At 34.7% G+C, this 24,581-nt stretch carries 21 protein-coding genes and 1 pseudogene; 12 read left to right on the forward strand and 10 right to left on the reverse strand.

Annotated elements, in window-relative coordinates:
* Positions 1-4: 4 nt before the first annotated feature.
* Positions 5-409: an Ohr family peroxiredoxin gene (locus MKY49_RS13385; RefSeq protein ID WP_341386474.1), complete on the reverse strand. Its 405-nt coding sequence runs from the start codon at positions 407-409 to the stop codon at positions 5-7.
* Positions 410-560: 151 nt separating this feature from the next.
* On the opposite strand from MKY49_RS13385, the gene MKY49_RS13390 reads away from it, so the two are divergent.
* Positions 561-998, forward strand: a complete 438-nt coding sequence (locus MKY49_RS13390) for a MarR family winged helix-turn-helix transcriptional regulator (protein ID WP_341386475.1) — start codon at positions 561-563, stop codon at positions 996-998.
* Positions 999-1,354: 356 nt separating this feature from the next.
* Here the strand turns inward: MKY49_RS13390 and ade are convergent, their stop codons facing one another.
* Positions 1,355-3,100 (reverse strand): adenine deaminase, encoded by a 1,746-nt coding sequence (ade, locus tag MKY49_RS13395; protein ID WP_341386476.1) that lies wholly within the window; start codon positions 3,098-3,100, stop codon positions 1,355-1,357.
* A gap of 95 nt (positions 3,101-3,195) precedes the next feature.
* On the reverse strand, positions 3,196-3,618 hold the full coding sequence (locus tag MKY49_RS13400; protein WP_274793469.1) for a pyridoxamine 5'-phosphate oxidase family protein: 423 nt from the start codon (positions 3,616-3,618) through the stop codon (positions 3,196-3,198).
* 163 nt (positions 3,619-3,781) lie between these two features.
* On the opposite strand from MKY49_RS13400, the gene MKY49_RS13405 reads away from it, so the two are divergent.
* From MKY49_RS13405 to MKY49_RS13415, 3 genes are all read left to right on the forward strand, one after another.
* Entirely contained in the window at positions 3,782-4,408 is a 627-nt protein-coding gene (locus MKY49_RS13405) for a YczE/YyaS/YitT family protein (RefSeq protein ID WP_274793470.1), read from the forward strand.
* A 147-nt stretch (positions 4,409-4,555) separates the two neighbouring features.
* On the forward strand, positions 4,556-4,843 hold the full coding sequence (locus tag MKY49_RS13410) for a PadR family transcriptional regulator (RefSeq protein ID WP_274797344.1): 288 nt from the start codon (positions 4,556-4,558) through the stop codon (positions 4,841-4,843).
* Complete coding sequence (locus MKY49_RS13415; protein WP_274793471.1) at positions 4,830-5,438, forward strand: DUF2812 domain-containing protein; 609 nt, start codon at positions 4,830-4,832, stop codon at positions 5,436-5,438. Before MKY49_RS13410 ends, MKY49_RS13415 begins: the two co-directional genes overlap by 14 nt.
* A gap of 45 nt (positions 5,439-5,483) precedes the next feature.
* On the opposite strand, the gene MKY49_RS13420 is transcribed toward MKY49_RS13415, so the two are convergent.
* Entirely contained in the window at positions 5,484-6,119 is a 636-nt protein-coding gene (locus MKY49_RS13420; protein ID WP_341386477.1) for a 50S ribosomal protein L25/general stress protein Ctc, read from the reverse strand.
* 277 nt (positions 6,120-6,396) lie between these two features.
* Between MKY49_RS13420 and MKY49_RS13425 the strand changes: the two genes are divergently transcribed.
* A complete protein-coding gene (locus MKY49_RS13425) occupies positions 6,397-8,109 on the forward strand; it encodes a methyl-accepting chemotaxis protein (RefSeq protein ID WP_274793473.1) in 1,713 nt (570 codons plus the stop codon).
* A gap of 263 nt (positions 8,110-8,372) precedes the next feature.
* On the opposite strand, the gene MKY49_RS13430 is transcribed toward MKY49_RS13425, so the two are convergent.
* The 3 genes from MKY49_RS13430 to yfkAB all read right to left on the reverse strand — a co-directional run bounded on the left by MKY49_RS13430 (position 8,373) and on the right by yfkAB (position 13,675).
* A complete protein-coding gene (locus MKY49_RS13430) occupies positions 8,373-9,071 on the reverse strand; it encodes a YjjG family noncanonical pyrimidine nucleotidase (RefSeq protein WP_312506522.1) in 699 nt (232 codons plus the stop codon).
* A gap of 857 nt (positions 9,072-9,928) precedes the next feature.
* Complete coding sequence (locus MKY49_RS13435) at positions 9,929-10,732, reverse strand: geobacillin-26 family protein (protein WP_312506523.1); 804 nt, start codon at positions 10,730-10,732, stop codon at positions 9,929-9,931.
* A gap of 1,839 nt (positions 10,733-12,571) precedes the next feature.
* The gene (gene yfkAB, locus MKY49_RS13440; RefSeq protein WP_274793476.1) at positions 12,572-13,675 is read right to left on the reverse strand and encodes a radical SAM/CxCxxxxC motif protein YfkAB; all 1,104 of its coding nucleotides are present in this window, start codon (positions 13,673-13,675) and stop codon (positions 12,572-12,574) included.
* A gap of 571 nt (positions 13,676-14,246) precedes the next feature.
* Between yfkAB and MKY49_RS13445 the strand changes: the two are divergent.
* Positions 14,247-14,783: pseudogene (locus MKY49_RS13445) on the forward strand (hypothetical protein); the annotation flags it as partial.
* A 74-nt stretch (positions 14,784-14,857) separates the two neighbouring features.
* Here MKY49_RS13445 and MKY49_RS13450 read toward each other — a convergent pair.
* From MKY49_RS13450 to MKY49_RS13460, 3 genes are all read right to left on the reverse strand, one after another.
* A complete protein-coding gene (locus tag MKY49_RS13450) occupies positions 14,858-15,745 on the reverse strand; it encodes a hypothetical protein (protein ID WP_341386478.1) in 888 nt (295 codons plus the stop codon).
* A 603-nt stretch (positions 15,746-16,348) separates the two neighbouring features.
* Positions 16,349-17,341, reverse strand: coding sequence for an LLM class flavin-dependent oxidoreductase (locus MKY49_RS13455; protein ID WP_274793482.1), 993 nt, complete (start codon positions 17,339-17,341; stop codon positions 16,349-16,351).
* A 75-nt stretch (positions 17,342-17,416) separates the two neighbouring features.
* Positions 17,417-17,842, reverse strand: coding sequence for a hypothetical protein (locus MKY49_RS13460; protein ID WP_274793483.1), 426 nt, complete (start codon positions 17,840-17,842; stop codon positions 17,417-17,419).
* 215 nt (positions 17,843-18,057) lie between these two features.
* Here MKY49_RS13460 and MKY49_RS13465 point away from each other — a divergent pair, with 215 nt between their 5' ends.
* From MKY49_RS13465 to MKY49_RS13490, 6 genes are all read left to right on the forward strand, one after another.
* The gene (locus MKY49_RS13465; RefSeq protein ID WP_322606637.1) at positions 18,058-18,825 is read left to right on the forward strand and encodes a sulfite exporter TauE/SafE family protein; all 768 of its coding nucleotides are present in this window, start codon (positions 18,058-18,060) and stop codon (positions 18,823-18,825) included.
* A gap of 157 nt (positions 18,826-18,982) precedes the next feature.
* Entirely contained in the window at positions 18,983-19,501 is a 519-nt protein-coding gene (locus tag MKY49_RS13470) for an RNA polymerase sigma factor (RefSeq protein ID WP_155594023.1), read from the forward strand.
* A complete protein-coding gene (locus MKY49_RS13475) occupies positions 19,494-20,384 on the forward strand; it encodes an RsiV family protein (RefSeq protein ID WP_274793485.1) in 891 nt (296 codons plus the stop codon). Before MKY49_RS13470 ends, MKY49_RS13475 begins: the two co-directional genes overlap by 8 nt.
* A gap of 148 nt (positions 20,385-20,532) precedes the next feature.
* A complete protein-coding gene (locus tag MKY49_RS13480; protein ID WP_341386479.1) occupies positions 20,533-21,657 on the forward strand; it encodes an endospore germination permease in 1,125 nt (374 codons plus the stop codon).
* A complete protein-coding gene (locus MKY49_RS13485; RefSeq protein ID WP_322606639.1) occupies positions 21,657-23,129 on the forward strand; it encodes a spore germination protein in 1,473 nt (490 codons plus the stop codon). Before MKY49_RS13480 ends, MKY49_RS13485 begins: the two co-directional genes overlap by 1 nt.
* Before the next feature lie 75 nt (positions 23,130-23,204).
* A protein-coding gene (locus MKY49_RS13490) for an IS3 family transposase (RefSeq protein WP_274793488.1) occupies positions 23,205-24,562 on the forward strand; the annotation gives its coding sequence in 2 pieces (ribosomal slippage) (positions 23,205-23,658 and positions 23,658-24,562; 1,359 coding nt in all).
* Positions 24,563-24,581 lie beyond the last annotated feature (19 nt).

The raw sequence follows: 24,581 nt of genomic DNA on the forward strand, positions 1-24,581 counted from the left end.
ATAGTTAAATTGCTTTAATTGTGACATTGATATTTCCCATTGTTGCCTTTGAATAAGGACATACTGTATGTGTTAACTCCAATAATTCTTGTGCTTCTTCCTGTGCTAAGCCTTCAATATGACCTTCGATGTCCACAGCTAGAATATAATCAAATGAAGCTTGCTCCATTAATCGTACTGTCACTTTTATTGTGGATGAATTGTCAATTTTCTTTTGGCGTTTAATTAAAGCTAATGCGCTATTAAAGCAAGCACTATAACCAGCAGCGAATAATTGCTCTGGATTTGTAACATTATCTAATTTTGAGCCAGGTGGCGCAATTTTTAAAGATAGTGATTGATCCTCTGCATATGATGTGCCACTACGCCCACCAGTATTAATCATTGTAGTTGAGTATAATTCTTTCATAATCAAAACCCCTTATTTTAAATTGATCAATTAAATTGTACACAATCTAATTATTACAAATTGAATTGTACACAATTTAATTGTATTTGACAAGTAAGAACTTTATTTTTAATATTAGTGGTAGAAGAAGAACTTTTAAGAGGGGATATTTATGCCTAATCATTTAGATAATCAATTGTGCTTTCTTTTGTATGCCACATCAAAAGAAATCATTCGTCAATATACATTATTATTAAAGCCATATGATCTAACCTATACAGGTTACATCACCTTATTAGCTTTAGAAGAAAACGAACAAATAACTGTAAAAGAATTGGGACAACGCTTATTTTTAGATTCAGGAACATTAACACCTTTATTAAAAAAATTAGAGGGAAAAGGCTATATTTGTCGTGAACGTTCCAAGGATGACGAACGACTAATGAAAATATTTTTAACGAAAGAAGGAAGTAACGTTCGTTGTCAGCTACCTGAAGTTTCACGTCAAGTATTGAAGCAATCCAATATCTCAGAGCAGCAATTTTTGCAACTAAAAAATGTGCTACAAGATATCGTTTACAATGACTCGTCGAGTAAAGATAATCATTAGGATACCTAAAAAGGTTCATTTGATTCACTCTTTTGAAAATAAGTGTGTAATCAAATGAACCTTTTTCAATGAGGTAAGGTGGATATTTTTCTATCTTAAATACTTTTTGTAAATGAAGTCATTATGAATTTCTTCAATATTTAACTCTGTTTCTCTACCGGAATACCAGAGACTCTAAAGATATAGTCTCTCTCGTGTTCTTTTGTCGCAAATTGCACGATGTAAACAGATTTTTCTCTTATAGAAGACTCGTTGTTTAACTACCTAAAATAAAGAGGAGTATCAAAACACATTTATCTAATTATAAAAAATAACAAACGACCTAATCGCTCTCTGCAATTAGGTCGTTTTCTCGTCTAAGCTTCTATAGAAATATGCTGGAAAGTTGTCACATCAAATAATCCTGTATCTGTTAGCTTTAGTGCAGGAATGACTGGTAATGCAACAAATGAAAATGTCAGTAGAAAATGAAAATCTAATGTTGGGTTGAGGGTCTGCAGGGCACTGTGCAAGCTAGCTAGCTGTTCTTTAGCTTGCTGTGCTGGTACATCTGTCATTAAGCCACCAATTGTTAACGGCATTTCTGCTAATATCTTGCCATCCGCTACAATTACAAAGCCTCCTTGGATTTCCTGAATACGCGAAAGTGCCAGAACCATATCATCATCATTTGTACCGACGACAAGGGCGTTATGTGAATCATGTGCTACTGTAGTCGCTACTGCCCCTTTTTGTAAACCAAAGCCCTTAACAATCCCTAAGCCTGTCGTATGCAAATGATGGTGACGTTCTATAACAGCTAATTTCAGTAGGTCTTGTTCTACAGAAGGTACAAAAACGCCCTCCTTGACAGGCACATCGATCACTAAATGATTGGTAATCAGCTGATTTGGCACAATTTCCATGACATTTGCCTTCGTTCCCTTTGTGAATGACAGCTGGAGCATATCCTTTGTAACAGTTGGTAAATGGACAGAGTGATGGATATGAGCAGGAACAACCGGCTCTTGACGACTTGTCAGCATTGCTCCATTTTCAGCCACTTTCCGACCATTTTTCCAAACTGCTTTGGCCTGCATACTCGTTAGATCCTCCACAAGCACAAAATCAGCCTTATAGCCAGGTGCAAGTACCCCACGATCAAATAAACGATAGCACTCTGCTGTATTAACAGTTGCCAGCTGGATCGCTTGTAATGGTGACATCCCTTCTGCTATCGCCATAGCAACATCATAGTTGATGCTTCCTTCATCCATTAACTCGTCTACATATTTGTCATCCGTACAAAAACCAAAACGACGAGCATTGTGTGGTTGAACTGCTGGCAATAAATCACGTAAGTTTTTCGCCGCTGAGCCTTCACGAATAAGGACATACATGCCCTGCTCCACACGGTCGATGGCCTCCTGTGCAGTCACACATTCATGATCTGTCTGAATACCCGCAGCACGATAGCCTGTAATTTGTGTGCTCTGTAAGCCAGCACAATGACCATCTATAACGAGATTGGCTTGCTGTGTTAATACAATTTTTTGCAGCATGCCCTGTTCCCCATTTAACACGGCTGGAAAATCCATCACCTCTGCTAAGCCGCGAACTTGTTGATGTGTCAAGAACGGCTCTAAATCTTCTGCTGTTAGTGTCGCACCTGCATTTTCAAACTGGGTACCTGGTACACTAGATGGTAGCATCACAAAAATATCCATATCCGCCTTTTGAGCATCATCAAGCATAAATTGAATGCCCTCTGCCCCTGCGACATTAGCAATTTCATGTGGATCTGTAATGACCGTTGTAATACCATGAGGAATGAGCACCCGACTAAACTCTCCTGGTGTTAACATGGAAGATTCAATATGTATATGACCATCAATTAATCCAGGAATGACATAGCTTCCTGTAGCATCCTCTTCTTCTTTTGCATGAAATCTATGATTGCGATCAATTGCTACAATCATGCCATTTTTCACAACAATATCTGCTTTTTTCCACGTTAATGAAAAAACATCTGCAACTTGTGCATTTCTCAGAATAAAATCTGCCTCTATTTTTCCTTGTGATGATAAGATATTTTGCGTTAACTGCTGTAATTTTGTCGACATCGCCTTTACTCCTTTTTCTTTTAAGAACTATCATGCCAAAAAAATGCCCGTGAATGCAACTATTTATCATGACGTCAGTAAAAAACGACCATTGATTAATGGTCGTTCGTAAACTCTAGCTCTTTAGGGGGCTGACCTTTTTTATTCATCAAACGCATACGAATGGGCTCAATTTTTAATGTCACCATTTCGTCCTGATTGCCAACAAAAATACTAGTAAAAATTTCTGCTAGTTTATTTTTTAAGCCTTCTTCCTGTACCTCCGTAAGCTTGCCCTCAATTTCCACATACGTATCCCCAAAGCCGCCATTTTCATAGCCGTATAAAATATGGGTATATGGATTTTTACGAAGCTCTTCCATTTTCTCAGAATGCTTATTCGTCGCTGTATATAACACAAAGTCCTCATGCTGGAACGTCATGTAGCGGGAGTAAGGTTTGCCATTTTCAACAGTAGCCATCGTTCCAATCTTTTCTCGATTCAATACTTCTAAAATTTCATCGCGTACAGATGTCATTTCATCCCATCCTTTCATCTACATCTTTATTTTGCCCTCTCATAAAAAAGCTAAACCGCCTTTTTTTGAAAAATGTGAAATGACAATCTTCGGGCATATCGAAAAACTATTGCTATAATAATTGGATGGACAACAGGAATTTACGGATGAATGAGGGTTAAAAATGAAACAAGCTTTTTTTACGCGCTGTTTGTTTTTCATAACAGGCATTATCGTGCTATCTTTTGGCATCACATTAACAATTAAAGGGCAACTTTTTGGCGTCGGCTCTTGGGATGTCCTACATATTGGCTTAACAAAAACGTTGGGGTTAACAATCGGTACATGGTCCATTATTTTAGGACTTGCTATTTTAGCGTTTGATATGCTAATCACAAAAAAATTTCCATTACCAGGAACATTTATCGATATGTTTTTAGCCGGCATTTTTATTGATATTTTTAATTATTGGCTTCCTGATATTGATGGTTTTTGGATGCAACTTGTTTCTTACCTAACAGGATTAGTTTTACTAGGTTGGGGCTGTGGTATGTATATGGTGGCAAATTTAGGCATTGGGCCTCGTGATACCTTAATGCTGATGATGGTTCATAAACTTGGCTGGAGCGTTACTCGTTCTCGTACGACGATGGAAGTAACGGTCGCCATTATAGGCTTCCTTCTTGGCGGTCCGATTGGCATCGGTACAGTGTTTATGGCATTTGGACTTGGACCCATCGTACAATTTGCCCTATCATATAACGAAAAATTATTTATGAGATGGACTGGCGTTAAGAGCGCTGTCATATAAGCTTACAAGACAATGCAAAATGGCATTGTCTTTTTTTATACAGTTGCTATATACAGTTGAACTATATATAATCAAACTATATAGTTCGACTGTATATATTGAGGTGAAAATGTGAAAAAACATAAATTATTACCTTTATCCGAAACGATGCATTATATTTTACTCGCCTTACGGGAACCGTTACATGGCTATGCAATGATGCAAAAAATCGAGGAAATGAGTGCTGGTAGTGTAAGAATTGCAGCTGGTACTATGTACGGCGCTATTGAAAATTTATTGAAGTATCATTGGATTGCGCCAGTTGAAACCCAGGATACAAGGCGTAAGGTTTATCAAACAACAGAAGAGGGTCTAGACATATTAGCTGCAGAGCAACAAAGATTGCAGCGAATTTTATCTTTATATGAGGGAGCTGACAAACATGATAAAGTTTAAAGTCTTTTTTGATATTGAAAAGGAAGAGCGATGGTTAAATGAAATGTTAACCAAGGGCTGGGTATGCTCCAACATAAACTCTGCTGGTTTATATACATTTCAACAAACAGAAGATTTTGAACAAGTTATTCGAATCGATTGTCAGCAGGACCTTCGCGGAGAAAAGCAAGTTACCTATAAGCAATTACATGAGGATTTTGGATGGCGCTTATTAAAAGTGAAATCATATGATGGCACTCATTATTGGGTAAAAAGAAAAGATGGCCATGATGATTTATTTTCAGATCATGATTCCCACATTGCGAAGTATAAACGGTTAATGAAACATGCAAGCAACTGGGCCATACTCTCATTTATTTTCTTAATGATTTTTGATGCTAATGATAGTTTCTCCTCCTTGTTCAGTATAAAAAATGCTTATTTTACGCCTGGTTTATGGGAAAAAGAAGGGTTTGCTTTTCTTTTTGCATTTTTATTTGAAACACCCTTTGCCATCATGCGCTTTATCCCCCCATGGCTATTTTTAACTACTTGTGGTATTTACATCACCCTGTATTATCGTTATCGAAAATCGATACAGCAGTTCAGCCAATAAACGGCAAGGAGCCACTTACTTAGTGTAAGATGGCTCCTCTTTGCTCTATCCTCTTGGTTCATCCGTATTTTGCCCTGTTGCTTCAATCACTTCAGGTGTATCGTCGACTGTATCATCTTCCTGCACATTTTCAGCAGCTGGTGGTGTGATGGTCACCAGTGTATAGTCATCTTCATGTAAAATCTCAAAAGGAAACTGTTGACGAATATCCCCCACATAAAGGGAAGTTCCAATCGCAACATTCGTGGCATCTATTTCAATAGTTTCTGGAATTTCAGTTGGCTTCACTTTAATGCGAACCTCACGATTAGGCTGAAGCAGGAAGCCTCCTTCTGCAACTCCTACAGCATCACCGATCACGGTTACTGGAATATCCACTTCTAGCTCCTGCGACATATTGATCGACTTGAAATCAACATGTTTCACATTACCTTTTAAGGCACACCGCTGCACTTCTGTTAGAACAGCATTGATGCGTTGTCCTTCCACATCGAGTTGAAATACACTTTTCGTACCATGAGCAGCTAATATTTTCGCAAAAGCTCTAGCATCTAACGTAATGGCTGTCGGCTCCATTTGAAAACCGTAAACAACACCAGGAATAGCCCCATTTTGTCGAAGCTCAGTTAAGGAAGAATGACGCCCTTTTTGACGTTTATTAGCAGTTAGAACCATATTCATCGAAGATTTCCCCTTTCATGGAAACTAGTCTCATAAAAGGTTTTGCCTTTTCCCTTATTTTTTATACCTTTGTCTATAACTAAAAACACCTCTTTGTCCTAATGATTTTTTGTAGTGTTTAAAATGAGACCTAACAAAACACAACATTTGGCATACTACTAAATAAAAAAAAGCTCCTAAGTAATACTTTTTACTTAAAAAGCATTGAATAAATACAACTATAGAACTATAATGGATTGAAACGTAGAAATAATTAAAAAGAAGGGGGTAAGCATATATGAGTCAACACTGGAAAAATTCTAAAGTCAGAAAAGGAAGCTTAAAAAATCGTATTATCGGAATATCACTTTTGCTGTTTATTTCAATCATTAGCATTAGTTCCTATTTGAATATTAAAATAGTGGAAGAAAATGTTTCAGATGCCCTATTGGAAAAGAGTATTCAACAGGTCAATGAAATTGCCCGTCAAGCGGAGAATATTCTAGATTCGACCTCTAATCCTACAGTGGAATTGCAAAATTTTGTTGAAAACAAAGTAAAACAAAATGGAATAGCCTATGCAGTTATCATCGATAAAAACGTTACGGCAATAGCTCATAGTGATCAAGAGAAAATAGGTAAAAATTATGAAGATGACCCCTACTCTGTAGATGGAGCAAAAAACGGGAAAACGATGACGAGTAGATTTTATGCGGATATGCAGAAAAATTGGACGTTCGATATAATGGTACCGATTTATCTAGATAATACGCTTTACGGTTCTATGGATGTAGGTATTTTTGAGGGCGATATTACTGAGGCAACGAATGGAATTTTAATAAAAGAATTGATGACAGTTGGTATTGGTTGTATCATCATCATCGTCCTAATGATTATTATTTTAAATAAAATGTTCAAACCTTTGCTGTTAGCAGTTGATAAATGCCATGAAATGGGAAAAGGAGAATTTACTGAGTTAATCGATCCAAAGTATGTAAGAAGAAATGACGAAATAGGCAAACTTACATATGCATTAAACGAGATGCAGAATAATTTTGTTGATTTGCTTACTGAAATCAGTCTTACTTCGAATAAGGTTACTACATCATCAGAAGAACTTAAAGATGCAACAAGTATTTCTTTAGCGTCGTCAAAGGATTTATCATCTGCAGTTGAAGACATCGCTAAGGGTGCTGTGGAACAAGCAAAAGATACTGAATTTGGGACTGCAAATATTGGCGAGCTCGGAGAATTAATCGAAAATAATCAGAATTATTTACAACAGTTGACTCTATTTGTCGATGAAGTAAGCAATGCTAAAGATGAAAGCTTACTCATATTAGAAGAGCTTGTTGCTAAAACAGAAGAAAATAATATTGCAGCAAAAGAAATTTATGCTATCGTTCTCACGACTAACGAAAGTTCTGGGAAAATTCAAAATGCAAGCCAGATGATCAGAACAATTTCAGAACAAACGAATCTACTAGCCTTAAATGCGGCTATTGAAGCATCGAGGGCCGGCGAAGCAGGAAAAGGGTTTGCTGTTGTTGCGGACGAAATACGAAAGTTGGCTGAACAATCCAATCAATTTACTAAGGAAATTGCCACAGTTATAGGAGATTTAACAGAAAAAACTGGACACGCCGTTCAAACAATGCAAGAAATGAGCAACCTTGTCACTTCGCAAGCTAAAAGTGTTGCAACTACAAATGGCAAATTTGAAGATGTGGCAGTTTCTATTGAAAAAATACAAACGGTTATTGAGGATTTATATAAAATAGGCAATAATATGGATGACAAGAAAAATGGAGTAATAGATATTCTACAACACTTATCTGCCATATCTGAAGAAAATGCAGCTGGTACAGAAGAAGCTGCCGCCTATCTACAGAATCAAACAAACTCCCTTTATGAAATTGCCCATTCCAGTGAAGAATTAGATAAGTTAGCTAATAAAATGCAGGAAAATGTCTCAAAATTTACTATTCAAACAACTACATCTCGACAATAATAACTAAGTCCAATTTCTCTTTTAAAGAAAAATTGGACTTTTTCTAACTCAGTAAAAATGTCATTTATATGAAATGTGGTATAAAAAGAGTGCTGAATACAGATTTACACTTTGTGATTAGAGAGAAAAATACACGCATACGATTGTTTTTTTACAATGTTATGCGTGTAAATTTTTCAGGATTTTCATTTCCTAATTACTACTGTACCATTGATATTTTATTTAATGTTATTGCTTTATACGTTTATTTCTAAAACCGAATACTAAACTAGCTGTTTATTCAATACTTCAAATAAGTCGTGTAATTTGTTAATTTCATAATGTGGCTTAATTTCACTTGTGTTTTCGATATTACGGATATTAAACCAGCATGTGTCGATACCTGATAGTAAACCGCCTTTAATATCGGATGTCAACGAGTCCCCAATAATCAGCGTTTTATCTTTATCAAAATCATCGATCCGTTCAAAAACATAATCGAAAAATGCTAGCATAGGCTTTTGATAGCCTGTTTGCTCCGAAATAAAAATGTCTTTAAAATGTGGCGCTAGCTTAGCATCCACAAGACGTTTATTTTGTGTAGCCGTGACACCATTTGACACCACATATAAATGATAATGGTTTGCAAGCTGTGCAATTACCTCATAGGCACCTTCTACATAATGGTGGGCCTCACACAAATATTTTTGGAACAGTGCTTCAAAGTAGGCTCCATCGACTTCTATACCAAATTCCTTTAAGGCAACAGCAAATCGCGTATTATGTAATGTATTTTTTGTTATTTCCCCACGCTCAAACGCACGCCACATGGACTCATTAATTTCTTTATATCGCGCAATCATCTCTTGAGTAACTGCTATGTTTTCCTCTTTAAACATGCGGTCAAGTGCTGCATTTTCAGCTAGATCAAAATCTAGTAACGTATCGTCCACGTCAAACAATAGTATTTCATATTTCGTCATGTCCGTTCCCACTTTCTTTGATGCATTGTGACTAATTCCTCTATTCATGATAACGTTTTTTTAGAAAAATAACAGCAAAATGTCCTTTAATGAATATTTTCCAGAATATTAGGACATGTATACGTTTTACATTTCTTGTTTCTAAATATGTGAAACAGCGGAGTTTTTCCTTAATTAAGTAAAAAAATGTTCATCTAGTCCTAAAATAGCCCGTTCTGTAATTTCATATTTGAAATTATCGATGAATATGAGACAATAGAATGCTAGAAAGGAAGATGTACGAAAGATGACGACCTTATCTGACGTATTTTGGTTTTATTTAGGAACTTATTGTTGTTTTAATTGTCTTATATGGTACTTTATTATTAATAATGGTTATTGGAAAATTCCTAAGTTTATATTTTGAGGATTTACTCAAAACAAAATTAATTAGGGAGTAATATGGTGAATTAAAGAATTTTGTGCATGAGGGTTTTAATTGATACTTGCGGATAATCAAAGTGAGAGAAGGAGAATTTACTTTGTAAAGTCGCTATACCATGAAAGAAAAAATTATAGCTACATTTACTAATACATGCAATCCTGATATTATTTGGGTGACTAGTGTTCAATTTATTATTGTTTTCCATTGTTTTTGTTCTTTATCCCCTTCTTCGATATATAAAACATTATAAATCTTTAATTTCCATTTTCTAATAGTTTCAGATAAAAAATTTAAAGCCTGTGAATTTTTACTGTTCGTAAAAATTCACAGGCTTTTCTAATTTAGAGATGGGTTTTGTCCCAACCCATTTAAACCTCTTTATTAATTTAATAAAAATATTACTATATTACTCTCATTAGTGGTACGTAAAATCTTAAACCTGGAAGTAATAATAATGAGCGTCATTTGCTGCTCTATTCATTGATATTGCATAATTGTAAGCAGCACCAGTTACTCCAGCTGCTGCTAATCCGACAGCAATACCTGCACCTCCGTTTATAGCACCAACAATTAGCGCAGCTATAGCTAATATGCCTGCTCCAGATGCTGCACCAATATACTTCCATTCATAATCATTTAAATCGTTTACAGCATTTTTAAAATTTCCTAGGTTAGTAGCGTTACTAGTTGTTTTCTTTACATCTTTATACAACCAATTTATTGGATTATCAGGATTCGGTCTGCGTAATTGCCATGATTCAGGTGAAGTAAATTCGATAGTATATTCATAGTTTGTGAAAGTATCTTGTTTCAACGAAGATGCGAAAGCGCTAATATCACCAGATGTCTGTTCTTTCATTGACTCTTCTAAAGCTGCAAGTTCATTCAAATCTATTACTAATTTAGATGAATCATCGCCCTTAATTTGAGTAGTTAGAACATTAGAATTCTTATCAAATGTTGCTACCATCGGTTTGCCATTTTCAATTGACTCTACTATTCTAAAATTTTCATTATCTTCAATTACATTTATTTGAAGGCTATCAAGGTATTCAATTGCTTCCTTATCAACCATACCTAATTCTGAATTGAAGTCCGAATTATCAATTATTTGTTTTGATGTAGCTAGGAAGTTGTTCTTTTCCATTTCTTTAGCATTTGCAAGAATTGGAGCGAAATTTGAAAATACAAGTACAGCAGTAATTACAAGAACTAAACTTCTAATAATTTTTTTCATTTTTTATTCTCCATTCAAGTTATTTAGGGAATAGTTAAATTCCTCACACCACCACACTCCTATCTTTTATTAATTTCCCCTATATTCCCAGGTTAACATACATTTGGTTATATATATAGTATTAGGTAATATTTTCAAGTTATTAATCGAGCAAAAATAATAAATTTAATATTAATAGGATTATCCCTACTAATAAAAAAATAAAACCTAATATATTATTATGCACATTTTTTTCCTTTTTATTTTTAAGTAATAAGTAAGTACCGCAAGTTATAAATATTATAAAGAGTAAAAAAAATCCAACAATTGTTAACCATGACATTACAATATCACTCCATTCTATTTATTATTAAAGTCTTGATAATATTATAAAGAGCAAAAAGTGATAATTCTTAGGTACTTTATTTGCCTACTCTCCATAATACTCATTTGTTAATTATATCCTCTTTTTAAACATTATAACTTAATAATTAAAAAACTTAATATGTCTATAGTGGAAACAACATCGGTACCACAGCCGGTAAATCCAGTAGAACCGAAGCCTTCAGGTGCAATAGATACTGTTGACCAAGGTATCGTGAAGTATCGAGCAGACGTATAATTCAATCATGTCCAAATGCTAATACAACAAATGACTAATCAAGATGCACGAACAATTCGTCTTATATACCCAGAAACAGCTACTGCAGAGGCTCATATGAACCTTTTAACAAATACAGGGTTATTTTTAAACAATCAAAATACGGATTTTTTCATACAAAACAATTTGAATAACCCAATTACGGTTCATCAATAATTATATCAGTGAATCCAAAACTATTATTAATATTAATTATATTAATATAATATTTTATTGAATTTAACATTGTTAGCTATTTTCTTTGCACTTGCCTATCTCTATTTTTAGTACCTGTATAATATTGTTTACCAACAATTTTTTCTACATTTATTTTATTCGCTAATTTAAATATAAGTTGCTTTATTCTTGATGTTCCCCTAGTAAATTGAACGCAAGGTAAATTCCACTATTTTATGAGTTGAAAATTTTCAGATACGCGAATTATTATAAGAAAGTTAAGGCTACCAAAGACTCTATGTGGGAAATGGGGAATTGAACTTTTTATATTGAGATTAATCCAAAAAAATAATCTTTCGGAGAATGCTAGAGCTATTGAAAAGCTACAAAATATATAGGAAGATTTTTGTAAGAATAACCAAATTATATTTATTTTGGAAGAGTTAAAAGATAATGCTTGGGTAAGGGAAATATTAGATAAGTATATACTGCCATTCGATATATACTCCTTATTTAAAGATGGAAATGATCCAAAACCTGATATACAGTTTCTTAATATTTTGTACAGAATAAATAGTAATCTTCAATTAGAGATTCCAAATCATAATATTAGGCTTAATACAAAGTCGACTGAGAATAAATTTTCTTTTCTCCAAAAATATATTGTAATTTTTCCATTTATTCAAATTTATTGTAATAAATATTATTGAGCATAGAATACCCCTTTCTCAAAAGGTATAAATAAAAATTTGAATATTATATCTTTTTAGTTGAATTATACAATTTTAATGATAAAAACAGTAACCGTAATGGTTACTGTTCTATTTTACAATCTTTGTGTATTTAGAGTAAAATTTCAATCAGCTCTTAATACAATTAGTCAAAACTCTAGCTAAAACTTTAGATCCAGCTACACCGTTTTTTAAATCAATTATTTTTTTATTTTCAATAGTTACGTTTTATTTTTCAAAAACATTCTTAGTAGAATAATATATATCACAAAAAACCTCCAATGGTTATTCCAAAGGAGGTCTTCAATATCATTATTTAACTGAACCACTAATAAATGTTTTATTAGGATAATACATATTCTTTACAATTACATTTGCACCTAAACATTTTACTGCTGGACAGTGACAATTAATTGATTTAGAAATATTTGAATCTAACCATCGCTCGTAAATTTGAGGTAATGATTCATTTTTAATATTTCCAAAAGCCGAACCATCATCTGAGAAATCTGTAACCGATATATCCCCTGTGAAAATATTTAAATTCATTCTTGATCGTCCATCAACATCATTTCTTATTGTTGTATTTGGTTCACTATTGATTCGCTTGATTAATGCTAAATTTCGCTCATCTTGACTACAAGGATAAAATGGCAATGTTCCAAATAATACCCAAATATCCTCGTTTCTAAAATCAAGAATATTATTTACGACATCTCTATATTCATCTAATTCTATTATCTCTAAATTACTAGCAAAATCACTAGAATACATAGGATGAATCTCATGTCGTTTACATAACATTTCATTAGCCACTTCATTATGAATTTTCTTCATATGTGGGACGGTGTTACGATTTAACATTGTTTCAGCAGAAACAAACATTCCACCTTTTGAAAGTTCCCTAGCATTGTCGAAAATATTACGATATAAATTCCCTCTATATTCAATTGACGGTTGCTTTTCCATCATAGCGAAGCCTGTTTCAACAAATTCTTTTTCGTCACACCAGTTATGCGATATATGCATAACATCTAGAAAAGGAGCAACTAATTCGTAATGAGACATTGGTAAAGTTAAGTTCGAATTAATTTGTGTCTTAATCCCCCTACCCTTAGCATATTTCAAAAGTGGTAACAAATTATCTTTTATACCCTTTTTAGTCATTAAAGGTTCTCCACCTGTAAAACTCATTGTACGTAAAGTTTCGACCTCATCTAACTTTCGAATAATTTCTTCTGTAGGTATTGCTGGTAATTCTTTCGTTAATAATGTGTAGCCAACTGCACAATGCGAACATCTCATATTACATAAATGCGTTGTAGTAAATTCAATATTTGATAAAGTTAAATTCCCATACCTATCAATATCATGGTAACTTTCCCATTCATCATGCGGTTTCTGTACTGTAAACATAAAAAAACTTCCTTTCCATGCTTATAATTTTCGCACAGATAAAATAATTTTTAAAGGTCTATTTATAAATTATCTCGAAATCGAACTTACTCTTTATTATAATCTATTTTATTATTTTGTTTACATCCGCTCTACTTCTGACAACTATATTCGTATCCTCTTTTATCTTCTCTACAATTAATATTTCTTGCGTTGCTTTGTAATACACGGAGTTAAGTTATATCGTTTAAATTTCGATTTACAGTAATAAGCAACTGGTGAAGTTCTGTTTTTTTGCGTGTTGAAATGCTTCCACAAGTACAAAATGCAACATCTTTAAATAATACGTGTTCATAAGGTTTTCCATCCTTAACAGGTGTATAGCTGTTTATTGTGGATGTTTTTGAAATGATTTACATTAATTTTTTCTAATTCATTAACATTTATCAAGTGAGCATTTTCTGGATTTAATAAAGGATTTGTATTGAAAGTAAAATTTTTCAAGTTGTTGTAAAAATGTTCTACGACAGCATTTGCGTAATCAAAATAGTTACATGTAGCAGTAATTTTGGGATTTTTTTTATATTTTTTTATAACAAAGGCAGAACCGATGATGTCTAAGAAGTCCGTTCAAAACTATGTATTGCCTTTATTGAAATATGCGCATGAACGAGACGTACGCACACAAATCAATTCCAACTTAACATTAGAGCCTGAACGTTATTTACTGATTGCACCGTATTTAGATGTACTACATATCTCACATAACTGGGGTACAATCGATGAATTCATTGAAACAGGCTTTGCCATGATGGAGCGAAAACCGACTTATGAACAGCGAGCAGCTTTGTTCAAACGCATGATTGATAACTCAAAGATGCTTGCAGAACATGGTGTAATGGTTTCTGCGGAAACAATGTTAAACAAAAAAACTTTACCGTACTTAGAACATATTCATAACCAAATCATCAATGAGATGAAATGTGCACGTCATGAGGTTCATCCTATGTCCCATCAGACTTCGCTTAACTGCCATTGTCCAGCCGTAAAATGCTTAGGCTCTAATGTTCTTGTAAAAAATATGTATTATCAAGATCAATCATTTGTTAGTGGCTCTGCTCGAGTTTAAAAGGAATATTAATAGAGAAACTCCATTTTGAAAAAACAAAATGGAGTTCTTTTTATCTACATTGGTTCTTTACATTAATCTCCGCCCCCACCACAGCTAGAGCAAGAACTAGCGGACGTGCAAGAACTACAGGAGCTTGCTGATCCGCAACTTGTACAACTTGATGAGCTATTGCTACTAATTTTCATGTAACTTTGAAATTCATCATAATGAAAATAAGAAACAGATAAGAAAGGAATGAGCATGGCGTTATAATTTTGCTGTGTTTTTCCTTTTCTCAGCATTTCCTGTATGACGTTTTTCTCATAGTCTTTTACTCTATTAGCTGTTTTCTTCATGGAAGAAATAAGAGAGAGAACAGTAGACATATAGTTGGTATCTTTTTTAAAATAGAGTTCTATTAGTTCATTTTCTGGTAGATTTTTAAATTCATCAATAATTGCCGGCTGTACAGGATTTCTGAAAAATCCTTTATAAAGATGGATGTTCTCATTTCTAATGAAAAAAAGCTCCGCATACACCCAATCAAAAAATCCTCGTAAATCTGGATCTGGCAGTATATTTACATTGGGACTATGATGCAATGTTGTCCCTAGATACTTCTTTGAAAATTCGTCATACTCCCGGGTAAACATGAGCATCTGATGCCACAGCTCATCGACTTTCTCACTAAACATGGGTGACTCTTTAAAAAGAGATGTCAAGATAAAATAACGTTTTAAATCAAGGAGTCTCCACTCATACTCATTTTCTTTTAACCTATTCTTTTGCCTTACCCGCTCTTCTACGTTCGCCATAAAATTTTTACTAAGGGATTGTTCCAGGTGATCACTTAGCTTTTTTAATCCTTTAATTGGTCGAATCTCTAAAGCTTGTGGAGATAAACCAAATGTAAATGCGCGCTTTTTAATTATAAATAAAATTAACCCACTAAAAACAGCAAGCAGGAGCAACCATCCCATTTATATTCCCCATTTCTTTTCTTAATTTCCTTTAGACCTTATTCCCATATTCTGCTGTCTAATTCATCATTTGTAAATATAGCTTTATGCACATTTCAAGTCAACCACATGACTAGAAATAAATCCCAATAATTAAAACCGCACCCATTTTATAAAATAGGCTGCTGTCTTTAATTATTCAAATAACTACGATCAATAAAATGCAAAAAAGATAAATAAGATTTTAAATTTTTTATTTATTGAAGACGTATAAAAAATAATAGTTGATCTATACTAATAAAGATTTCACTTCAAATCCGATGACTAGGAGGGTTAACCCGATGAGTGCGATTGATCGATTACTCTGAAGGACCATCAAAGCTGAATAAAGCTAAAGTACAGTTTTCTTAGGATAATCTTAAGAATCTATACGGAAGCGAGGCAGTGTGTCATGGAGCAAAAATAGTAAGTGGTAATCAGACCCGGAAAATGATTTCCGGGTTTTTCTTTTTCTTTCAACATGACAATTTCTACTCAAATTTTCAATAAAAAATCACCTCAAAAAAAACAAGAGGTGATTTAATAATCATCTTAATTAAAACATTATAAAGATGGTATATTTTTCTATAGTAATTCCTCTGCCAGGAATCTATAAGTATTTAAACGACTGTCTAATTCATATTGATTACAATTTAGCATTACTTCATCAAACCCATAGTGTTCTTGCTCAGCAATTAAAAATGCAGCAATGTCCTTTGGTGTACCAACAAGGTTCGCTTTACGATTATTAGCAATCGTTATTTTATCCATCTCAGTTAGTGGATAATCCTTTGCTTCTTCTGGTGACATCGTTTGAATAATTTGGCCCTTCATCAGTTGAAGACGAGAAATATCAATTGGTTTAGCCAAATATTCCGCTTCTTCTAATGTCGGTGCAACAGTTGCTGCATATGTGACGATAATTTGTGGTTTTTCCATATAATAAGAAGGCGTAAAATAGGCTTTATAGGCATCAAAAATATCCTTCGACATATTACCGGTAAAGAATTGAGCATAAGAATACCCTACCCCCAGTTGACCAGCCTGCATAGCACTTTGCCCACTCGAACCTAGTAACCAAGCTTCAGGTAAAGAAATTTGTGCTGGGGCTGCAACAACTTGATCATAAACATGTTCACCTGTTTTCTGGTTATTCATTAACTTTAAAATAATGTCGAGTTTGTCGTACTGTTCTGTGAAGCGTTGTCTTCTTCCCTCTGCTAAAGCATAAATAGCAGCATGATCGCCACCAGGGGCTCTCCCTACACCAAAGTCAATACGATTTGGTGCTAGGCCAGATAATGTCTTGAATACCTCTGCAAGCTTATATGGTGAATAATGCATCATCATGACGCCACCAGTACCAATGCGAAGTCGCTTTGTTTTCGCAGCTAAAAAAGCAGCGGTCACTTCGGGAGCTGAACTTGCTAGTGACTGACTATTATGGTGTTCAGCTAGCCACATACGATGATAGCCAAGTTCTTCACCTTGCAGTGCCAGTTGTTCTGTACGTTGGAAGGCTTCCTCTGCCGAATGACCCTTAGGTATAGGCATTTGATCTAAAATACTTAATCTCATTTAAAACATCCTCTCTGTCTCTTAGCTCCCTCTTTTACTGTAATACAGTTTGGATGATTTACAAAATAAAAAACCTTACTCATAAGCTAGTTGTTTATTTTCCCATGTTCGATAGACCAAGCTCACTAGCTTTTGTTTTTGTTGCTGATTGAATACCACGTCATTAAATTTCATCGCTTGAAGAGAAAATTGCTGGGTTTCTTCGTTAACAACAAATTGTAAAATCGCATGTCCTTTTTCATCTTGAAACGTTATATCCCCTGATAATTCAACAACATGTTCTCCAGTCTTTGCCTGATAATAACGCCAATATGGTTCAAAAAACGCATAATTAAACGCATTTCGCACTGTCACATCTGAAAAATTCTCCAAATAGCCTTCTTTTACGAGATCAATATAGTCATGATCTGTTATATCTTTTTTTGCATTAAAGACATATCCTACAAGAACCCCCATAAACACAACACAGAGAAAAACGCGTATATGATTGCCTAAACTCATGTCATCACGTCCCCTTTAAGTAAAAACACCATCTTCTACATAATACATCAAAATAACGACTTTAAGTAGAAATTATTTGAATAATGTAGAAATTATATCATTTTACTATCTAGTCATTTTAAGCTTCCCTACTCTAAAATACTAAAAGAGTATTTACAGCCTATCTTCAGTTCGCTACTATCAGATTATTACAATAGAAAAGAGAGGACCTTGTTGTGCCTTTTGATTTAGACATAAATATTTTAATCATCCTACTCCTATTCGGTTTCTTAGCAGCATTTATTGATTCTGTTGTTGGTGGTGGCGGACTTATTTCTTTGCCAGCCCTCCTTTTTGTTGGCCTTCCCCCCTCTGCTGCAGTTGCAACCAATAAATTAGCAGGTACGATGGGGTCACTTACTAGTACCGTGACATTTTATCGTTCTGGTAAACTAGATATAAAAGCCGTGTATAAATTATTCCCTTTTGTCTTTTTCGGCTCCATGCTTGGTGCTTGGATTGTCCACTTAATGGATCCGAGTGTACTTAAGCCACTCATGTTGTTCATGCTCGCAGCAGTAGCCATCTATACTATCTTCAAAAAAGACTGGGGAAGTATGACTACCTATAAAAAGTTAACACCCAAACGCTATATGATTTTTGTTATCGTCATCACTCTTATTGGCTTTTATGATGGCTTTTTAGGTCCTGGGACAGGCTCATTTTTATTATTTGCTTTTCTAATGGTTGGGTTTGATTTTTTACAATCGGCAGGAAATGCTAAATTTTTAAATTTTGGCAGCAATATAGCCGCCCTTCTTATGTTTATATACTTAGGACAAATAAATTATGCCTATGGTTTACCAATGGGGCTTGCTCAAATTGCAGGCGCCATTGTTGGATCTAAATTTGCCATTAAACGCGGCAGTGGTTATGTTCGTAAACTATTTATCGTTGTGACTATTCTATTACTCTTGAAAAATACATATGACTATTTTTCATAACACTCTGTTATGCATAACGTATGCCACAACTATAGAAGGATAAAACTTATCTCATATTGGGGTAAGTTTTTTTTAATGCTATTAACTTTTTCCCACCCTTCGCACGTCTAGTACATGTATACAATTTGACAATGTTAAAAAAGGAGCTTCTTTGGACATGAAAACAAGAAATGCATTTCAACATGAAGAGGTGTTTGTCCAATTCATTCGTGAACAAAAAGAGCGATTTTATTTGCTCGCGTATAGCTATACAAAAAATGAACAGGACGCACTAGATGTTGTACAGGACAGTATTCAAAAAGCCATGCTGTCATTAGATCGACTTGAAAATGTGACCTATATGAAAAGCTGGTTTTACAAAATAGTTGTCCGTACAGCCATTGATTTTTTACGTAAGCATAAACGCTTACAGGTTACAGATGATGATACACTGCAATATTTAACACCTGCCCAAGAGGACGTTTATGAAAATGTCGACTTGGAGCATGCATTAGATGAGCTCCCACAAATGTATCGTGAGGTTGTCATTCTTCACTATTTCGAGGATTTAAAACTCGCTGACGTGGCGAACATCCTCGATATCAAGTTGAGTACAGCCAAATCGCGTCTTTATAAAGCATTAAAACTATTGAAAATACAATTAGAAGATGTGAAGGGAGAAACTGCACATGGATAAAAAATTACGAGATTTAGAAAAACAATATATAGAGGTTCCTATTCCAAAGGAGCTAGACTTTGTCGTTGAAAAGGCACTGAAGCAAGGCAGAAAAAAGAAAAAAAACCGTACACCACAATGGTTACTTGGTTCAGCTGCTGCAGCTATGCTATTTACTGCTAGCTTAAATGTTAGTCCGGCAATGGCCAAAACACTCTCTGAAATTCCCGTTGTCGGTAGTGTTGTCAAAGTATTAACATGGACAGAATATGAAGTGACAGAAGATAATTATGATGCCAATATTAAGGTTCCATCCATTGAAAATTTAGATAATCAAGACCTTGCGAATACATTAAATGAAAAATATCGTGCAGAGGGAAAGGCCCTCTACGATCAGTTCATCGCAGAAGTTGGTGATTTAAAGGCCAATGGTGGAGGTCATTTAGGCGTTGATAGTGGCTTTGAAATAAAAACAGATAATGAGCAAATATTATCGATTGGTCGTTATGTTGTGAATACAGTGGCCTCGTCTTCTACGGTGATGGAATACGATACAATTGATAAAGAAAATGAAATTTTAATTACACTACCGATGCTCTTTAAAGATCAACAATATATTAAGACGATTAGTGAAAATATCAAAGAGCAAATGCGTGCACAAATTGCAGAATCTAATCAAGAAAAAGTGTATTGGGTGAAAGGCGCTGGTCTTGCCGACGAAGATTTAATGGAGGAATTTACAACAATCAAACCAGATCAGTCATTTTATATTTCAGATCAAGGGAAGCTGGTGATTTCCTTCGATAAATATGAAGTAGCTCCAGGTTACATGGGTGTTGTAGAATTTGAAATTCCAACAGATGTCCTACAAGAAGATCTTGTTAGCATGAAATATATTCATTAATGTAGCTAACTTACCATACGACGAGGTATTTGACGATTGACTCATCAAATACCTCGTTTTTTCATGTAGACATACCATTTTTTGCTTATAAAGCTGACTTTTTTTGTCTAAGCTAATATGTATCAATCAATGTTAGAGGGTTTTCATCATGAAAGGTGTAGGATCAATCAGTATTTTACATGTCATCTTCCTATCAATGACAGTTATTGGCTTGAAAAACCATGTAACCATTCTTCCTCCTCTTTTAGATATGGCCAAAAGAGATGGCTGGCTATCCGTATTGTTTGCTGGAGGTATCATGTTCTTTTGGCTATTTCTTGTTGTGTATATTCACAAGAAAACTAAACAAGAATCCATCCGAGACTGGTTAAACGAAAAAATCGGAAAAATCGGCTCTACCATTATTATTTATACGATTATTATTTTTTTAATGGTTATGACTGCTTTTACAATGGTTGAAACCTTACAATGGGTCAATACGACATTTTTACCTCAAACGCCTGTTATCATATTATTAGTTATCTATATTTTTCTTTGTATACTACTGGTGACCACTAGTCTACAGACGATCGTCATCTTAAATGTCTTTGTATTATTTGGGGTTGTCGTTCTTGGCTTTTTTGTTGCCTTTACCAATATACAAGTAAAAGATTATGAATTATTACGACCCTTCTTTGAACATGGATTACAGCCCGTGTTTCGAGGTATGATATTCCCAGCATCAGGGTTTATTGAGCTGTTAATATTGTTATTTTTACAACATCAGTATAAAGAGCAAATTCGCTGGTATCACTTTGCTATTATGCTAGCGATCCTAGTTGGTTTAACTTTAGGTCCATTAATTGGGGCCATAACGGAGTTTGGTCCAAGTGAAGCCGCTAAACAACGCTATCCTGCCTATGAAGAATGGGGTTTAGTGACGATTGGGCGCTATATTGAACATCTTGACTTCTTCTCTATTTACCAATGGTTAACCGGAACTTTTATACGTGTAAGTTTCCTTTTGTACATCGTAGCTGATTTATTGAAAATGACAGGAGATAAAAAGCGTATATGGCAAATGCTGGCACCTCCCTTCTTCATCCTTTGTTTACCATTAATTATGTTAAATGAAAGCTTATTTTTAAAGGTGAAAGGAAATTATATTTTAACTTTTACATTTATTTTTTTCTTTGCGCTGTCCATATTTTTCGTTATCGTAGCTTTCTTGTCGGATAAATCTTCTAAAAAGGGGAAAACTGATAAACAAGACATGAAAAGTGGTGAAGCATAATGCCTCAGCAAGAGCAAGCGCTAGATCTGCGTACAATTAAGAAATTGTTTCAAAAATCAGCGGATATTCAATATCAGGAATTTACCTTTAATCAGGAGAAAGTACACTTTATAATTTGTGATGCCATGATTGATCAACAAATGCTTAATGAGGTGATCATTCAACGTATTCAGTATCTTTATGATCATTTGGATGATGTTCCATTCGAAGAGAATATTGAAAGACATCTTCATATTCCAAGTTTGCAAAAAATAGAAGACAAGGAACAGCTCCTTACATTTGTATATAGTGGGTTTTTATTGCTTTATTTTCACAAAGACAATCTTGTCTATGCTAGCAATATCGCAAAAAAGCCTAATCGTAAACCTGAAGAAACACGCATGGAGGTTCTTGTAAAAGGGCCAAGGGATAATTTTATCGAAGATATACGCGTCAATATCGCACTTATCCGAAAACGATTACCGACCAATTCCTTTTGCGTAGAAAAAATGGAGCTAGGAAAACGTTCAAAGACAACGGTAGCCATTCTTTATTTTGATGACATTGTAGATATGGACATTTTACATGGCATTAAAAAGCAGCTTGCAGCCGTTGATACGGATATTGTTTTTAGTGGCGATTTATTGATGGAACGGGTAAATAAAAATTCTAAGCTTTTTCCGAAGTTTGATTATACAGGAAGAGCCGATTATGCAGTTCAAGCATTAGCAAGAGGACGATTTGTTATTTTTGTAGATGGCGTTGCCTACGCTGTTATTACGCCTGTTAATTTGTTTTTACTACTTAAATCAGCCGAGGATAATGAATACCCAATAATCTTTAGTTCACTTGAACGCTTATTAAGAATATTTGGGATTTTAATCGGTTTACTACTGCCTGCATTTTGGCTTTCCTTAACGACCTATCATCAAAATCAATTACCATTACAACTACTCGCGACAGTTGTACAAGCAAAATCGGGGTTACCTCTCCCCTCTTCCCTTGAAATGCTGCTTATGCTTTTAATGTTTGAATTGTTTCGAGAAGCGGGCTTGCGTCTACCTTCCGTAATCGGAGGTACAATTAGTGTTGTAGGTGGATTAATCATTGGGGATGCAGCCATTCGTGCAGGTGTAACGAGCCCTGAAATGATTGTTGTCATCGCGATTTCGACGATCGCTTCTTTTACATTGGTTAATCAATCGCTTGTTACCTCTGTCAGCATCTTACGTGTTGCCTTTATCCTTGCAAGTGCCTTTTTCGGATTGTTCGGCTTCTTCGTTTCTTTATATTTTACACTCCTCTATGTATGTAATATTCGAATTTATGGCTATTCCTACATGAATCTTGCGACAGATTTAAATTGGGCTACCATTAAAAAATCCGTCTTCCGCTTATCACCCAAAGGCTATACTGAGCGCAATAAAGCACTGGCTCCTCAGGATTATACACGCTCACCTAAAGGCCATGAAAACAAAGAATCAAAAAGTTAAGCAAAAAGCATCCCTTTAAAAATGAACTGCCCCGTAAAAGTTAGACACCAATCTAACTTTTACGGGGGTTTTTTTATGGCAAAAGTAAAGGCTGAACAACGTATTCAAGCAGTCCAGCGATACTTAAATGGAGATGAATCTATGATTGAAATCGCAGAAGACATCGGAGTGACAAAAAGGGTTGTAAGTGAATGGGTTCGCCGATATCAAAAAAATGGTGTAGAGACTTTCTTAAAGTCCTATACAAACTATTCAGCTGACTATAAAATGAATGTACTAAATTATATGAACGAGACAGGTACATCTTCAGTTGATACAGCTGCTCTCTTTAATATTTCATCTTCTGGCTTAATTCGGGGTTGGAAATTAAAGTTTGAAGTTGGTGGTTATGATGCTCTTGTTTCCAAGAAAAAGGGGCGTCCATCCATGAAAAAAGACACAAAAAGAACAACGAAATCAATACCAGCTGAAGGGTCTGTTGAGGCGTTAACAGCACGTATTAAACAATTAGAAATGGAGAATGCCTACTTAAAAAAGTTGAATACTTTAGTTCAAATGAAAGAAAAATTACCAACCAAATCAAAGCGCAAGTAATTTACGAACTAAAGGAAATCTATGAAGTGGTGGAATTAATCAAAGTCGCTGATATTCCACGTAGTACGTATTATTACTGGGAAAAGCGTTTGAATCGTACTGATAAATACGCTGATGTGAAAGTCGCAATTCAGTCCATTTATCATGAACATAAGGGACGTTATGGCTATCGTCGGATTGCTAAAGAACTTAAAAAATACGGCATTGTTCATGATCCCAAAACGATTAACGGTTTGATGAATGCCATTGGCATAAAATGTGAAGTCCGCATGAGGAAATATCGTTCGTATAAAGGAAAAGTCGGAAAAATTGCCCCAAACATATTACAACGTGATTTTACAGCGAAAAAAATGAACGAGAAATGGGTAACAGACGTGACAGAGTTCCATCTATTTGGTGAGAAACGCTATTTATCACCAGTCCTTGATTTATGTAATGGCGAAATTATTGCATACACGGTAATGAATCGTCCAGTGTATAACCTCGTCCATGATATGCTAGAACAAGCATTGGAGCGCATTCAATCAGGTGATCAAGTCGTTCTTCATTCGGATCAAGGTTGGCACTATCAAATGAAAAAGTATCAACGAACCTTAAAACAACATGGGATTACGCAAAGTATGTCCCGTAAGGGCAATTGTTTAGATAACGCAGTCATAGAAAATTTCTTTGGCTTATTAAAATCTGAACTCCTGTATCTACAAGAATTTGAATCCATGGCACATTTCGAACAGGAACTTCATGACTATATTCACTATTACAATCACAAACGAATGAAGGCAAAATTAAAAGACCTAAGCCCGGTGGAGTACCGAACTCAGGTCTTAGAAGTAGCTTAACTAAATATGTCTAACTTTT

Origin of the sequence: Lysinibacillus sp. FSL M8-0134, from assembly GCF_038069745.1 — a bacterium.
Taxonomy (GTDB): Bacteria; Bacillota; Bacilli; order Bacillales_A; family Planococcaceae; genus Lysinibacillus; species Lysinibacillus irui.